At 44.6% G+C, this 15,631-nt stretch carries 13 protein-coding genes and 1 pseudogene; 8 read left to right on the top strand and 6 right to left on the bottom strand.

Features of this window, described 5'->3' with window-relative positions:
• Positions 1-293, bottom strand: a pseudogene (locus tag AB4Z17_RS13215) (50S ribosomal protein L25); the annotation flags it as partial.
• A gap of 365 nt (positions 294-658) precedes the next feature.
• Here AB4Z17_RS13215 and AB4Z17_RS13210 point away from each other — a divergent pair.
• Positions 659-871: a hypothetical protein gene (locus tag AB4Z17_RS13210; protein WP_441960165.1), complete on the top strand. Its 213-nt coding sequence runs from the start codon at positions 659-661 to the stop codon at positions 869-871.
• 33 nt (positions 872-904) lie between these two features.
• Here AB4Z17_RS13210 and AB4Z17_RS13205 read toward each other — a convergent pair whose 3' ends face one another.
• Both AB4Z17_RS13205 and AB4Z17_RS13200 read right to left on the bottom strand, forming a co-directional pair.
• The gene (locus tag AB4Z17_RS13205) at positions 905-1,243 is read right to left on the bottom strand and encodes a L,D-transpeptidase (protein WP_441960163.1); all 339 of its coding nucleotides are present in this window, start codon (positions 1,241-1,243) and stop codon (positions 905-907) included.
• 115 nt (positions 1,244-1,358) lie between these two features.
• Positions 1,359-1,565 (bottom strand): zinc-binding dehydrogenase, encoded by a 207-nt coding sequence (locus tag AB4Z17_RS13200; protein ID WP_441960161.1) that lies wholly within the window; start codon positions 1,563-1,565, stop codon positions 1,359-1,361.
• 171 nt (positions 1,566-1,736) lie between these two features.
• Here AB4Z17_RS13200 and AB4Z17_RS13195 point away from each other — a divergent pair, with 171 nt between their 5' ends.
• Entirely contained in the window at positions 1,737-2,207 is a 471-nt protein-coding gene (locus tag AB4Z17_RS13195; protein ID WP_441960159.1) for a DUF523 domain-containing protein, read from the top strand.
• 73 nt (positions 2,208-2,280) lie between these two features.
• Here the strand turns inward: AB4Z17_RS13195 and uraA are convergent, their stop codons facing one another.
• On the bottom strand, positions 2,281-3,582 hold the full coding sequence (uraA, locus tag AB4Z17_RS13190) for a uracil permease (protein WP_441960157.1): 1,302 nt from the start codon (positions 3,580-3,582) through the stop codon (positions 2,281-2,283).
• Between the two features lie 141 nt (positions 3,583-3,723).
• Between uraA and AB4Z17_RS13185 the strand changes: the two genes are divergently transcribed.
• The 3 genes from AB4Z17_RS13185 to AB4Z17_RS13175 all read left to right on the top strand — a co-directional run bounded on the left by AB4Z17_RS13185 (position 3,724) and on the right by AB4Z17_RS13175 (position 8,316).
• Positions 3,724-4,152, top strand: a complete 429-nt coding sequence (locus tag AB4Z17_RS13185) for an NfeD family protein (protein WP_441960155.1) — start codon at positions 3,724-3,726, stop codon at positions 4,150-4,152.
• Positions 4,153-4,158: 6 nt separating this feature from the next.
• A complete protein-coding gene (locus AB4Z17_RS13180) occupies positions 4,159-5,085 on the top strand; it encodes an SPFH domain-containing protein (RefSeq protein WP_339204557.1) in 927 nt (308 codons plus the stop codon).
• Between the two features lie 198 nt (positions 5,086-5,283).
• Positions 5,284-8,316 carry a carbohydrate-binding protein gene (locus tag AB4Z17_RS13175; RefSeq protein ID WP_441960153.1) on the top strand — a complete coding sequence of 1,011 codons (3,033 nt, stop codon included), beginning with the start codon at positions 5,284-5,286 and terminating at the stop codon, positions 8,314-8,316.
• 94 nt (positions 8,317-8,410) lie between these two features.
• Here AB4Z17_RS13175 and AB4Z17_RS13170 read toward each other — a convergent pair whose 3' ends face one another.
• Entirely contained in the window at positions 8,411-10,168 is a 1,758-nt protein-coding gene (locus tag AB4Z17_RS13170; protein WP_441960151.1) for a sensor histidine kinase, read from the bottom strand.
• Between the two features lie 16 nt (positions 10,169-10,184).
• Positions 10,185-11,759 carry a response regulator gene (locus AB4Z17_RS13165; protein WP_441960149.1) on the bottom strand — a complete coding sequence of 525 codons (1,575 nt, stop codon included), beginning with the start codon at positions 11,757-11,759 and terminating at the stop codon, positions 10,185-10,187.
• A 196-nt stretch (positions 11,760-11,955) separates the two neighbouring features.
• Here AB4Z17_RS13165 and AB4Z17_RS13160 point away from each other — a divergent pair, with 196 nt between their 5' ends.
• The 3 genes from AB4Z17_RS13160 (at position 11,956) to AB4Z17_RS13150 (ending at position 15,570) form a co-directional block, all read left to right on the top strand.
• Entirely contained in the window at positions 11,956-12,945 is a 990-nt protein-coding gene (locus AB4Z17_RS13160; RefSeq protein ID WP_339204553.1) for an ABC transporter permease, read from the top strand.
• Between the two features lie 26 nt (positions 12,946-12,971).
• A complete protein-coding gene (locus tag AB4Z17_RS13155) occupies positions 12,972-13,859 on the top strand; it encodes a carbohydrate ABC transporter permease (RefSeq protein WP_441960147.1) in 888 nt (295 codons plus the stop codon).
• A 94-nt stretch (positions 13,860-13,953) separates the two neighbouring features.
• Positions 13,954-15,570: an ABC transporter substrate-binding protein gene (locus tag AB4Z17_RS13150; RefSeq protein WP_441960145.1), complete on the top strand. Its 1,617-nt coding sequence runs from the start codon at positions 13,954-13,956 to the stop codon at positions 15,568-15,570.
• The last annotated feature ends 61 nt before the right edge of the window (positions 15,571-15,631 follow it).

The following is a 15,631-nucleotide window of genomic DNA, read 5'->3' as shown; positions in this document are numbered from 1 at the left end:
TTCATATTCAATTGATAGAAATCAACGTGAACAATTTTATTGCTCAGCGGATCTCTTTGTATATTTTGAATTAATACTGGCTTATTCCCTTTTTCCGGAATAGCTGCATTTAAAATGGCGCGCGGGTTGTGCTTTATGACTGATAATATTTCTTTCTCAGCGACGATAACAGAAATGCTGCCGACATCCTTGCCGTATACAATAGCTGGTACCTGTCCTTGCTTTCTTAATAGATTAATCTTGGATTTGCTTAAATCGACCCGTTCGTTTAACTGGATAGTATTGCTCATCATTTGTTGCCTCCTAATCGAATGGGGTACTGTCAAACCGACAATAAAAAAGACTGATTAGCAACAGAATGTCTAATCAGCCCGCTAACGACCATATTTTCTTGTCATATGTTAATTTTATCACAAGTTCTCTACTTGTCAAATCCGTACAAATCCTGCTCGATTGACAAGAAAATATGGTCGTGCTAAGGTTTGAACAGCAGATAGGAGCGGAATTGCAAGAGACGGCAGCAACTGAAGCTGTTAAGTAGTAACACTGGGATAGCTAAAAACCAAAAGCATATCGTTTAATCTCGGAAATAAAGACATCTTTATTTCTTTTTTTTATTGTCATTTGTAAATATTTTTAAAATGAGGGAGCGATTTCATTGGAAAAAGTTTTAATCAAGCGGAATATAGCATTTTTGGGAACCAGTTTGCCTAGAGAATGCGGATTAGCTGCTTTTTCTCAGGATCTGATGAATGAGATCGAACAAATTCAAGATTTTAATGCACCACGCATGATTGCGGTTAACAATAACAAGTCCTATGCGTACGGCAATCAGGTGATGGCTCATAGCAACAAGAAGCGACTTTCCTGAGGGCCCGGCTAAACGCCCTAATTTAGTTCTAGGCTAAGGGCGAATGGTAACACGCGTGCCAATAGGCACTATTTTGGACAAGGCGAGTACATCATCGTTAAACATTCGGATGCAGCCGTGTGAGACGATATGTCCGATGGAAGAAGGATCGTTGGTGCCATGGATGCCATAATGCGGCTTCGAGAGCCCCATCCAAAAGGCGCCGAACGGTCCGCCGGGATTGGGCTGCTTATTAATAATCGTAAATTCACCTGTAGGCGTTTGAGTTACCATTTTGCYGATGCCAACGGGAAAAGCTTGAGTGACGACGTCGCCGTCCAGCAGATAGAGCTGACGATCGGAAAGATCGATGATAATACGGTAGTCGGGCATGGGGGACTCACTCCTTTTCTCCTATGTTATGTAGAGCGGCAGCGGTTTGCTTCAAAGATTTAGGCGCGCCCAAAAAAAGAGCCCAAAGGATGTGTCCTAGGGCTCTTTGGTCATTTTATTTTATAGTATATAACTCTAGCAATATTCTGCCTCGCCCTCGTTTTCCCTCGCATTGTCTATGTGCTTGTTTTACATCTGCTAGAGAATAGACAGTGTTGATCTCTGCTTTGATCGTTCCATCTGCAAGGAGTTGAGCAAGCTGTTCAAGGTTAGCATGAGTAGGGAAGGAAAGCAGCTCCTTTAAATTTTTTATATCGTTCAAATGCTCGGCTATTTGTATATGAGTTAAATGTACCTTGATGCTATTAAGGAAGCAAGCAGGCACTTTTTTCTGATCGAAACGATTCCTTAACATTAGCTTGCTCAGCTTCTATGGTACAATAAAAGTAATAGATGAATGAACATCATGATTTTTCTTAAAGAGGTGCAGTTTATGATCCTAGTAAGCTCTTGTTTGGCTGGGTATGAGGTAAGATATAATGCAACGCATAGTGTAAATGAAATCATTCAACAATTGGTGCAGCAAAAGAAAGCCATTGCTGTATGTCCTGAATTGCTGGGCGGTTTCTCTACTCCAAGAGAGTCAGCCGAAATTGTTGGCGGCGACGGCGATGATGTGTTAAACGGTACAGCTAGAGTAATAGAGAAATCGGGCAGGGACGTAACGGCGATGTATGTGGATGGTGCACACATTACGCTCAAAAAAGCGAAGGAAGTAAATGCGGAAGTTGTTGTACTTAAGGAATATAGCCCTTCTTGCGGCAGCGTGATGATTTATAATGGAGAGTTTAAAGGCAATAAGAGGACTGGGAATGGGGTCACGACCGCCCTGCTTAGAAGAAGCGGCATAAGAGTGATATCCGAAGAGCAGCTTGGGGAATTTTTGGTGGAGATGAGTTTCTAGCTGAAATGAATATTTGAAAAATAATAGAGTTATAAATAAAAAGGAGCCTCCTAGGAGGCCCCGTCTTTAGTATTTAGTGACCTGATGATTCGTGGTCGTTGGATAGCTTAAGTACGTCAAATACTTTGAACAATAGACTAAGTATAATAGCTACTRCGGTTGCAAGAGCCATCCCAGTAAGCGAGAAGTCCCCGATTGTAAGCTTTACACCGCTAAGTCCAGTCACAAGAACGACGGTTGTCAAAAACAGGTTGGTCGGTTTGCTGTAATCCACTTTGGACTCAACGAGCATCCGGAAGCCGGAAGCAGCGATAACACCGAAGAGCAGCAAGGATACACCGCCCATAACTGGCGTTGGAATACCGGAAATAAGTGCAGAGAATTTACCAGAGAAGGAAAGGACGATCGCAATGACAGCCGCGCCGCCAATGACAAAGGTGGAGTAAACCTTTGTGATCGCTAGAACACCAATATTTTCACCGTAGGTCGTGTTCGGCGTAGAGCCTACAAAACCCGATAGAATGGTGGAAATACCGTTGCCCAGCATGGAGCGGTGCAGACCTGGGTCCTTCGATAGATCTTTGTCTACGATATTGCCCGTAACAACCAAATGCCCAATATGCTCGGCAATGACGACAAGCGACGCAGGTGCAATCGCAATAATCGCCGACCAGTGGAACTCAGGGAAAGTGAAATGTGGCAATTGAACAAAGCTATTCTCAGCGAGCTTGCTGAAATCAGTGAAGCCCATGAAATGAGCAAGTACATAACCTGTAGTAATACCGATCAGAATCGGAATAATGCGCATGAATCCGCGGAATAAGACGGAACCTAGCACCGTTACGGCAAGGGTGACGGTAGAGAGGATTACGATCTTTGGATCCGGGCTCCATACGACGGCAGGATCGGCATCAGTCGGAATAATCCAGCCTGCCATCCGAGCAGCAACTGGAATGAGCTCTAAACCGATAATCGCGACGATTGCACCCATCGCTGCTGGAGGAAATACGACATTGATCCAGCCGGTGCCTGCTGCTTGAATGATGAGAGCGACAATCGTAAAGATAACGCCTGAAATAATAAATCCGCCTAATGCAGCGGCATAGCTGCCTCCGCCCACTTGATCGCCGATTACGGCGCCTGCTGGTGCGAGAAATGCAAAGCTGGAACCGAGATATGCTGGAATCTTATTGTTGCATATCCAGAGATAAAGAAGTGTTCCGATACCGTTCATAAGCAAACAAATTGCCGGATCAACACCGAGTATATTCGGTACGAGCACGGTAGAGCCGAACATAGCAAATAAATGCTGCAAGCTTAGCAGTGCGCTTTGCAGGGCAGGCGGTCTTTCATGAACCCCAATTGCTTTTTTCATGAGAATAAGCTCCTTCAATATAATAGGTTGTCTATTTTTGACCCTTGTTGATTCTACATAGTGAAGCGGGGTTTGACAAGTGTTTTCTTATCATACGCTGGTCATATACGAATACATTAATGAAGAAGGGGAGGTGAAAGGATGGAATTGTGGGTGATATATCTTATTCTCGCTGGCATACTGATCGTCGTGGAAATGCTGACGCTTACATTTTATTTGCTTTGGCTTGCGATTGGTGCCATAGTCGCCGCTGTCATTGATTGGTTTTGGCCGGGCTCATTTGTCGTGGAGCTGGTGGCTGGGTGTATCATTGTCCTTATCTTGACTATCTTCACTGGTCCAATTACTCGTCGTTTCCATTCCTCGAAAGGTTTTAAGGATGCCGTGGACGAGCTCGTCGGAAAACAAGGAATTGTGCTTGAGGATATTGCGGCAGATGTACCCGGTATCGTCAAGGTGGGAAATGAAACGTGGAGTGCAGCATCGAATGAACGGTTATTGAAGGGTGATTCAGTTAGGGTTGTCAGTCGCGGCAGTGCAGTGCTTCAAGTTGAGAAATGGGGAGGCTAACTAGATATGGGTTATATTATTGCTATTATTTTATTGGTTATCGTTGTAGTGTTTGTATCATTATCGATCAAAATCGTRCCGCAGCAAAGGATAGGCGTTGTCGAGCGTCTAGGAAAGTTTAATCGGCTGCTTACGCCGGGGGTTAATATTCTAATTCCGATTATTGATCATGTACGAACGTATCATGATTTGCGTATACAGCAGGCGAACGTTCCGCCGCAAACGGTCATAACGAAGGATAACGTACAGGTCAAAATCGATACGATTATTTTTTATCAAGTGACCGGCCCAGAACAGGCTACATATGGCATATCTGATTATGTATACGGGGTGCGAAATATAAGCACAGCTACGATGAGGCAAATTATTGGTAAAATGGAGCTTGATGAAACATTATCAGGCCGCGAGAAAATATCAACCGACATTCGGATCGCCCTTGATGAAGCGACAGAGAAGTGGGGCGTGCGCATCGAGCGCGTAGAGGTTATTGATATTCAGCCTCCAGCGGACATCCAAGATGCAATGGATAAGCAAATGAAGGCGGAGCGAAGCAAACGAGCAATGGTGCTTGATGCAGAGGCGGCGAAGCAGGATATGATCTTGCGGGCAGAGGGTGACAAGCAAAGCAAAATACTGAAGGCTGAAGGCGATAAGGAAGCTAGAATCCGTCAAGCGGAGGGTCAGCGCCATGCGCAGGAGCTGGAAGCGCTTGGCGAAGCGAAGGCGATTCAATCCATCGCTGAAGCTGAGAAAAACCGAATTGAGCTTATACGCTCTGCGGGACTAGATGAGAATGTGCTGACATACCGCTCGCTCGAGGCATTATCCGATATCGCTCAGGGAGCTGCGAATAAAGTGTTCATTCCAACACGGGCAATCGATACACTTGGCAGTATTGGAGCCATTGGGGAAATGCTTAAAGCGAGCAAATAAATATAGTGATTGCAAAAAATGTCTCAGGAGCAGTGTATTCTGCTTTTGGGATATTTTTTTTGCAATCCGATATTTTATTTCTCTAAAGTCAGTGGGTTTGCAGTATGAATCATAACATTCTTGGATAGTTCAACATGGGATTCACCCTTAAACTTAAAAAGAAAGCGCTTTATATTAAACGAGTAAGAGGAGGAAATAATGTTGAGTCGATTTAAATTCAAGAAAGGTTGGTCCATTATTTTTGCATTGCTTGTGTTATTCCAAACGGCAGTCGGTGCGAATACGACAGTTGCTGAGGCTCAGACGCCGGTTGCTGCTGTAAACAGCCAATCCTATGAGGCTGAGGCAGCCATTAATCAGCTTAGCGGTAAAGCAGAGGTTAAGGACTGCGAGCTTGCGGTGGGCTGCTCAGGCAATAAGCTGGTAGGCAGTCTGTGGGGAGGCTCTGCTTTGCAGTTCAACGCTGTGAATGTGGATACTAAAGGGATCTATACGATGACGGTGCATTATATATCGGGCGATCCGAGATCGTTAGCCGTCAGTGTGAACGGAGGCGGAACCGATCATTATGATTTGCCGAAAACGGCAGATTGGAGCACGCGAGGAACTTACGAGATCCAGCTGGAGCTTCATCAAGGCGAGAACGTCATTCGTTTCGATGATGAAGGCGGATACGCGCCGGATATTGACAAGATCGAGCTGAAATTGCTGAATACTGGTCCGGGTACAGATCCGAATGAACCGCCTGCTGGAAGCGGGCAAGTGTATGAAGCGGAAGGACTGGACAATAAGCTAGCCGGCAATTCTGCTGTAAAATCCTGCAAAGCGGAAACGGAATGCTCCGGTGGAAAAAAGGTAGGCGACATTTGGGGCGGATCAACGCTGCTTTTCCAAAAGGTTGCTGCAAAAGCAGAGGGGATCTATACCTTGAAGGTGTGCTATATTTCCGGCGATCCTCGGTCATTTTCTATTCGTGTGAACAATAGCGAGAAAGAGACCTATTCCCCGCCTGCGACTGCGAACTGGGATACGGTTGGCGTGTTCAGTATGGAGGTACAGCTGCAAGCGGGCAGCAATACCATTTTATTTGACGATAATGGCGGATGGTCGCCGGATATTGATAAAATCGAGATCATCAGCTCGCAGGTACCGGGTGAAAATCCGGGTGATGTGGATGGGATCGGCAATATTGGCAAGCAAATCGATTCCAGCAAATTTGGCTCGATTAAAGTGGAGCAGCATAAGTCAGGCGTCACTTTATCAAGCGGCGTCTACAAAATCATTTATAACACAGAGTCTGGACTTTCAGCGTTCGAATGGAACAACAAGACGATTGCCAAAGGGTTGTACAGCAGTATCCAATTGGACAAGCAGCTCGACAGCAAAAACTACGCTGAGCATTTGTTCTCTATGAAAAAAATCGAGAAAATAAATGACGGTCATGGCAAAGGCATTCGGGTAACGATTGAGAATCGTGAGTCCGGTCTGCCGACGATGAAGCAAATTTATCAAATCTATGAGCGTTTGCCTTATTTTCTAATTAGTCAACAAGTAACGGGTAAAGACATACTCAGCACAAATGATATGGCTCCTCTTGTCCTTAATGCCAAGGGTGGAATCGATATTGGAAGCTACTCGGAAAATAGGGTGCTGGTCGCTCCGTTCGATAATGACGCGTGGTCTAGATACCAAGCGCGGACGATGAATACAAGTCTGAACAACAATAATTATGTCAGCTCAGAATTGACAGCTATTTATGATAATACTAGCCGAAATGGATTGGTTATTGGATCGGTCACACATGATAAATGGAAAACAGGAATCTATTGGAGCGGTTCTAATGATCGTTTAAACAAGCTCAAGGTATACGGCGGTTTCTCTTCCCCTACCTCGACGCATGATACGATTCCACATGGAAAGGTAACGGGTACGACGATTACTTCGCCGCAAATTCTCGTTGGCTACTATGCAGACTACCGCGCGGGCCTTGAGAGCTTCGGTCAAGCGAACGCTGCAGTTGCGCCGCCGCTTGCATTTAAGCACGGTGTGCCAAAGGGTGTGCCTGTGGGCTGGAACAGCTGGGGCGCATATGAAAGTGATTTAAGCTACGATAAAGTAGTCGCTGTGTCTGATTTCTTCAAGAACAATTTGCAGAAAAATTCCTTCTCGAACAAAGGCAATGTTTATATTAATTTGGACTCCTATTGGGATAATCTGTCCGAGGAGCAGCTGAAGCAAGCAGTTAAGGTTATTAACAAAAACGGGCAAAAAGCCGGCATTTATTATGGCCCTTTTGTTTATTGGGGCGATAACATGAGTCAGGTCGTAGAGGGTACAGACGGGAAATACACGTATGGAGATATTATTTTGCGGGATCAAAGCGGCAGCCCGCTGCCGAAAGTAGACGGCGCCTACGCGATCGATCCGACTCATCCCGGCTCTAAGCAGCGGATTGAATATTATTTCAAACGGTTTCTTGATTACGGATATGAGTATATTAAAATCGATTTCCTAAGCCATGGCTCCTTCGAGGGAAAACATTTTGACCCTAATGTTCAAACAGGCATTCAGGCTTACAATCAAGGCATGGATCATATCAATAAGGTGCTTGGCGGAAAAATGTTCATCAGCGCCTCTATTGCTCCTTTATTTCCGAGTCAATACGCCCACGCAAGAAGGATCTCATGTGATATTGACGGCTCACTGAGCCGCACGGAATATCAGCTGAACAACCTTACCTATGGCTGGTGGCAGAACGGAACGATCTATTCGTATACCGATCCAGATTATATGACGCTTGTGAAAGGCGGTTCGTTTGATGCTGCGCAGTCTCGGGTCAATTCAGCGGCTATTTCCGGTACTGTATTTCTAAGCTCAGATGATGTCAGCAATCCGGCAGCACAAGAATTGATGAAGAAGCTGCTCACTAACAAGCAAGTGAATGAGGTTGCACTTAAAGGTCAGGCGTTCAAGCCAGTAGAGGGCAACACAGGTACAGGGGCTGCGGATACATTCATCATGCAAGAAGGGAAAGATTACTATCTTGCTGTATTTAATTATACGAATGCCCCTGTGTCGAAGACGGTAGATTTTGCGCGTGTTGGCATTCCATCGTCCTCCAAAGTAAAAGTTACGGACCTATGGACGAATGCATCCAGTCAGGCAGCAAATCAACTAAAGGTGGACTTGAATGGCGCGCAATCGAAGCTTTACAAAATTACCGTAAAATAAACCAGCAGCAAAAATCATGACTAAGCAGCTATGACTGTGAAACCGAAAAATCCCTCAAGCAATAGTGCTTGAGGGATTTTTATTGTCTAGCATTTTAACGTCCAGGAATTCTTATCGTGACCGTCGTGCCAATTCCGAGCCTGCTGTAAATAGAGACGCCATATGATTCGCCGTACAAAAGTTTAATTCGATTGTCGACGTTGCGAATGCCATAACCAGACAAGTTGTCGCTGCTAACCGGCAGCTCTTCTCCGCTATGGCCGCGCATATGCATGCCCATGCCGTCATCGATGACTTTGAGAATGATATCATGGCCATCGCGATAAGCCTTTATCATAATGTTTATTCCGAGCGTGTCGTCCCAAATGGCATGGTTCATTGCGTTTTCAACGAATGGCTGCAGTGTTAGCTTTACGATTGGGCAGGGCAGCACAGATTCTTCGATTTGATAAAGCACGCGAATGAGTTCGCCGAATCTTACCTGCTGGATGGCAACGTAGTAGCGGGTAAGCTGAATTTCTTCATGGATTGAAAGTTTGTTTTTCCCTTTGTTGAGCGAGATCCGGTAAAACTTTGCTAGATCCGTAACCATTTTGTTCATTCGCTGATCAGAATTTCGAATGGCAAGCGACGATATGGAGGCGAGTGTATTGTACAAAAAATGCGGATTAATTTGCGCTTGCAGCACATTCATCTCGGCTTCTCGCTTATCGATTTCTTTCTTGTATACGTCGGAAATTAAATTGCTGAGCCGCTGCGCCATCTTCCGCAGCACATTTCCGATTTGGCCAATTTCATCGCGTCCAAGCGGCCTCATATCGAAGAGATCGAACTCCTCTCTTTCGATGCGCCGGATCATGCCGACTAAATAATCGACGCGTTTCGTAAATTGTCTGGCTGTGGCGTAGATGAACAGCGTCATAAGCCCAAAGCTGATTAACGCAAAAATTAAAATCCGCTTGGCTGTTTTATTCGCCTTGGTAAGGAAGCTGCTGTAAGGGACGAGCGAGATGCTTTTCCAACCGAATTTGGTCGTATTATAGACGACAAGCATTTTCTCTCCATTAAAGCTGCTGTCGAATCTTCCTTCTCTAGCGCTCGGAAATTTCTCCTTCACAAATTGATTAAGCGGACGATTTAACATGTTTTTGTCCTTAGCGGACATAATAAGGCCGCTATCATTAACGATTAATATCGTTTTCTCTGATGTCTCTTTCTCCATCAAACGGAAAATATCCGATTCCAAAATGTTGATGGTCAAAATTCCATAGGCATTGTCTAGATTGCTAATATTAAGCATGCGTGTCAGCGTAAACATGGAAGGCTGGTCAACAACAGGGGGCGTTGCTACAAACCGAACATTTCCGTAGCTGTTAAGCAATGAGCGGTACGTAGTCGACCGTTTGAACGCATCATCCATTCGTTTAATGTAAATGCCGTCAGCTGGCAGCGAATCGTTATTAATATAAATAGACATGGAATGAATATCTGGATTTGTAGTCAGCATATTCGAAAAGGTGTTATTAATGTATTGATAGGCATCAACAAACAGAGAGGGCTCCTCTGTATAGTTATTCGTTAAGTAAGCGCGCAGCGAATTGTTTAAATAAAGATTTGCTGAAAGCTTTGTGTACGTATCCAGCTTATTTTCTAAATTTGAATTGATTTGAGCAACAGACGCAACGGAGTTCGTGTACATTTGGTCAGAAAGCTCGCTCTTAATCGTCTGATAAGAATATAGAACAAAAAACACTAAAGGAATAATGGCCCCGAGTAAAAACATGACAAACAGCTTTTCTCTTAGCCGCAAATTGTTAAAAGGCCTCGTCAGCCAGCCTGTTACCTTTTTCATGCGCTCTCACTCCAGCCTATAGATACATTTTCCGAAACTCATTAGGTGTACTGCCTTTGTGCCTATGGAAGATGGAGCAAAAATAAGAGACGTTCTCATACCCGACGCTGTGAGCGACCTCACGCACCTTAAGGGATTTGTCCTTTAACAAGTCAGCTGCCCGGTTCACACGAACCTTCGTTATATAATCAAGAATCGTCTCACCCATTTTTTCTTTAAAAATGCTTCGAATATAGTTGGGTGATAAGTAGACCTCCTTGGCGATCTCCTCGACCGTAAGCGGCAAATGATACCGTTCGCTAATAAGCTTAACGATTTGGTCGGCCACGGCTTGATTGCGGTCAACATCTCTTTCGCTTAAAGCCTTTCTTATTTCTTCGCAGAAGTGCATGACATAAGCTTGAATCTGTAAGGATGAGCTCATCGATGAAATTTCCTTCCAATGGTCCACAAGCAGCAAGTCCTTGAGCGAGCCTGCAAGCAGCATGGAGAAATGCTGCTCTAATGCAGCCATTAGTCGAATAATGGCTCGGATAGTAAAATTTCGATGGATACGTTCTTTGCGAATCGTTGAGAAGAGCGCTTCTAACTGCATGGTTACCTGCTTGGCGTCTCCTGACTGCAAGGCGGAAGCAAGCCGAGCTGCAAGCTGCTCGCCATCATCATCCGTTTGTTTGGTAGGCAATAAATCATCCGGCGTTATGACGGCTCCGCCGAGCCTGAAAAACTTCTCCTCATTGCAAGCTCGCCCCTGCAAGTAGGCATCCCAAATAAGATCAAACCCGATATGCGGCGCGGACAATCCTATCGTAATTTGTGTTCCGAAGGAGAGGGAGAGCTCCTCTCGGAACTTCTCCCAGAAATCTATTGTAGCTTTCGCGGCTCTCTGCTCATTGCGCCATTGAAAGAGAACGAATAAAGCATGCGGCTCGCTTTCAACAACAATAAAGGAATCGAGGTACTGCCGGGCAATAGTCCGCATGAGCTCCACTCTATCGGGAGAGGCTTCGCTTGCTGGCTGCGCCGAAATCGGGTAGTCTGCCGGCGCATCTATCGTTGCATAAAAGGCTGCAAACTCCCTGTTTGCACTGAAATCAGATGAGCTAAGCTCCCATTTCTGAATCCAATCCTTTCGCTTCTCTTCATGCGGCTCGCGTATAATACGGGTCATCCATTTTTCACGCAGCCATTCTCCGCCCTGATCTGATAACTGTTCCTCCTCGCATTTTTTCTTTACCTTCTCAATTAACGCGATCAGTTCCTCCATATCTATCGGTTTTAACAAGTAGCCAGTCGCCTCAATATTCAGCGCTGCCTTAATATACTGAAACTCGTTATGTCCGCTCAAAAATATGATTTTTACGTTCTTATCGATTTGCTTTGCTCTTCTTCCGAATTCCAGCCCGTCCATAATGGGCATGCGGACATCTGTCAAAATAATGTCAGGCTTTAATTCAGCCAGCTTGCTAAGCGCTTCCTTGCCATTTCGCGCCGTCCCCGCGACCGTAATGCCGATTTTGTCCCATGGCACATAATGCTCCATCGTTTCGAGCTCAATGGCTTCATCATCCACTATCAAAATGCTGTACACGCTTGTTCCCACCTTTTATCATGTATCTGTTTTTGAATGTTTATTTAGTTTATCTGCAATACCGCATTTCAACAATGGAGCATGTGGAAGTGTGTCGTTTTGCGTTACAAATCGGTAAATGCTTGTATAGAATGGGCAGGGCGGCCGACCTATAATGAAGTCACTAAGCAACGCAAGATTGGCAGGAGGTTATTAAATGGAATCCATAATGAAAGCGGAATCAAGTAAATCTGTTCCACCCCAAAAGAAGCGCAGCATTGGAAATTCAAATGTATGGGGCAGATTGAAGGAACAGCGGCTATTATTTGTGCTCATGCTTCCGGCTTTAATCGTCACACTCATATTTTCTTACGTTCCCATGTTTGGCTTATACATGGCATTCATTAATTACTCGCCAGGCGGAGGATCATTTTTTGGACAGTTTTTTACAACAGAGTTTGTAGGGCTGGAGTGGTTTAACTACTTCTTTACGAATGGCGACTTCGTCAGAGTAATGCGCAATACGCTGGCACAAAGCTTTCTATCTTTGTTATTCGGTTTCCCAATGCCGATTATTCTTGCCTTAATGATTAATGAAATGCGCAATGGCTGGTTCAAACGGACGTTTCAAACGGTATCTTACATGCCTCATTTTATTTCGTGGGTCATTGCTGCAAATATTATTATCACGGTACTTTCTTCAAGCGGTGTCATCAACAATTTGTTGACGGGGCTTGGAATCATCGATGAGCCGATTCAGTTTATGCAAAACGGTCCGCTGTTCTGGTGGATTATCGCTTTCTCCAACACATGGAAGGACATGGGCTTTAACGCCATTATGTATTTGGCCGCTATCTCAGCTATTAACCCGGAGCTGTACGAGGTGGCGAAGGTAGACGGGGCAAGCCGCTTAAAGCAAATGCTGCACATCACGCTGCCGTCTATTAAACCGACCATTATCATTCTTGCCATTTTAGCGGTAGGCGGAATATTGAACGCAGGTTTTGATCAGCAATTTTTGATGCAAAATAATACGGTGCTCCAATATTCGGAAGTTATTGACACGTATACGTACAAATATGGTTTGCAAAACGGAATGTTCTCTTACGGAGCAGCTGTTGGATTATTCAAATCGGTCGTCGCGTTTATCCTTGTTCTAAGCGTCAATAAGATGGCCAAAAAAATGAATGAACAGTCGTTGTTCTAGGACAAACAAGAAAAGGAGAACACTTCATGGCAAAATTTAAAAATGATTTTCTGTTTATGTCGATCGTCTACTTATTCATCATCGCGGTTTTTATCGTAACCTTTTATCCTTTCTGGAACATATTTATCATTTCGTTCAATAATGCTGAAGATACGCTGCGAGGAAATCTGTATTTGTGGCCAAGAGACTTCAGCTTAGCCAGCTATAAGCAAATTTTATCCGATAGCGAGATTTGGACGGCCATTAAAGTTACGGTGCTGCGGACGCTAATCGGAACGCCACTCGCGGTTATTGTCATTAGTATGCTTTCCTATTCGCTAAGTAAACGCGAGCTCGTTGGAAATCGGTTCTGGTCACTGTATTTTGTGTTCACGATGTATTTTGGCGGCGGACTCATTCCTTATTACATGGTGCTCAAAAGCTTGCATCTCATTGACAGCTTTATGGTGTTTATTTTACCGGGCATGATGAACGTCTTTTATATGATTATTGTTCGAACCTTCATGCAGCAGCTTCCGCAGGAGCTGGATGAATCAGCAAAAATAGACGGCGCTAATTACATGCAAATTTTCTTCAAAATTATACTGCCGCTAACGACACCAGTGCTCGCGACGATCGGCATGTTTACGGCCATTGGCCACTGGAACGCTTGGTTCGATTCCTACGTGTTCACGTATAACTCTGATCTTAAGACGCTTCAGGCCGTGCTTGTAAAAATCTTGAATCAGTATCAAACCAGCTCCATGGTTGGCGACGCGCAGCAGCTCGCTGATGCTTCGAAACGACTGGCCGTGTCTCCGGATACGATTCGGATGGCAGCAACTATGGTAGCAACGCTTCCGATATTAATGGTTTATCCATTTTTACAAAAATATTTTGTTAAAGGCATGACCCTTGGTGCAGTAAAAAGCTAATGAAGCGGGAACTTTGTTGGAGGTGATGCCGATCACGCTTAAGTAGGGATAAAAATGTACTATAATAGAATCACTTAAGAGGGGGATTTATACTATGCGTACTAAAAAATGGATCGTATTATTTTTAAGCATGATCGTTGTCATTTCCGTATTATCAGCTTGCGGCTCCAATAATGCTAAAGAAAACGGCAACTCGAGTGCTGGCGAGAATAGCGCTGGAAATGACAAGTCTAACGAACCACTGACCATAACCTTTTTCGATAAAAATACGGGAGATAAATTCAGCAACGCGGTAGCGGCAGAAATTACGAAGCGGACAGGAATTACAGTAGAAATTCAGCAGCCAACCGGCAATCCAGCGGAGAAGCTGAATCTGATGCTTGCAAGTGATGATCTGCCGGATCTCATCATGTTCGAGAGAAGCAGTGATTTGGTTAACAAATACATTGAGTCGGGTGCTATCATTCCACTAAATGATTTAATTGAAAAAAACGGCCCGGATGTAGCAAAAATGTATGGCGATGTGCTTAACAAAACGCGTTATAAAGACGGTAAAAACTATTACCTTTCCAACTGGTATGGGTTTGAGAATGAGCCCGTATTTGGCTTCAATATGCGTAAAGATATTTTGAAGGAGCTGGCTCCTGATAAAGCAGAAGGCGGAGTGCCTTTCACGGAAACTGAATTCAAGCAGCTATTGCTTGATTTTAAAGCGAAATATCCTACGATGGACGGTAAAGAAACAATCGCTCTATCGATGGATGGAGAGAACTTTGGCGGTACACTAGGCACTTTCAAAGGTATGTTCGGTATGCTGCCTTTCTACGATGAGAATGGTGAGCTGAAGTTTGATGTGAAAGACCCGCAATACCGCAAAATGATTATGTACATGAATGATTTGTACAGGACAGGCCTGATCGATAAGGAATGGGCGATTAACAAAAAGCAAGCTTGGGAACAAAAATTGGCGACAGGTTCTGTATTTGCTTCAACAGGCGCGTACTGGGATGCTGGAGGAGCAAACACGATTCTGAAGAAGGATCGTGGTGAAGAATCACAGCTGTTCCCTTACAAGGTTGTAGCAGATGGCGTAGATCCTGCAAAAACGACATACGGCGGACGCAGCTCACTTGGCTGGGATGCGATTACGATTACGAAGAAAAATAAAAACCCGGAACGCACGATGAAATTTATGAACTTCCTCGCGAGCGAAGAAGGTCAATATTTGTTGATGTGGGGAATTGAAGGCCAGCACTGGGATATGAAGGATGGCAAGCATACGCCGCGTCCAGAAGTGCTGCAAAGCTTTAAAGACGATTGGAATGCCTATACAAAGGAATCAGGCATTCGCAAATGGACTTGGTTTATCAAAAACGGCAATGGTTCCGACGGAACACCTTATGACTTAGCGGGCCGCTTCGAACGCGGCGCTGTCGATAAGATGGCACTCAAAAACTTGTCTGACTCGGTGTATGACTCCGTACTCTTCGATGGTCTTGGACCGCAGGGAGGAACGCCTGAAGCACTGAATGAGCAGAAGGTTAATGATATTGTGAAGCAGGGGCTGACGAAAGCGATTATGGCGAAGTCACCTGAAGATGCAAACAGCATTTTTGATAAAATGCTTAGTGACATGAAAGCTGCTGGAGATGCAAAGGTTGAAGCGATTTATACAACCAATTACAAAAATCGTGTTGAGCTTTGGAAATAAACATAATGCAAGCATGATGGAGGCCGGCGCTGCCGGCCTTCTTCCATTATAAAAGAGGAGC

It is taken from the genome of Paenibacillus sp. TAF43_2 (assembly GCF_052113545.1).
In the GTDB taxonomy this organism is placed as follows: Bacteria; Bacillota; Bacilli; order Paenibacillales; family Paenibacillaceae; genus Pristimantibacillus.
This window is presented reverse-complemented; position numbering and strand designations above follow the sequence as displayed.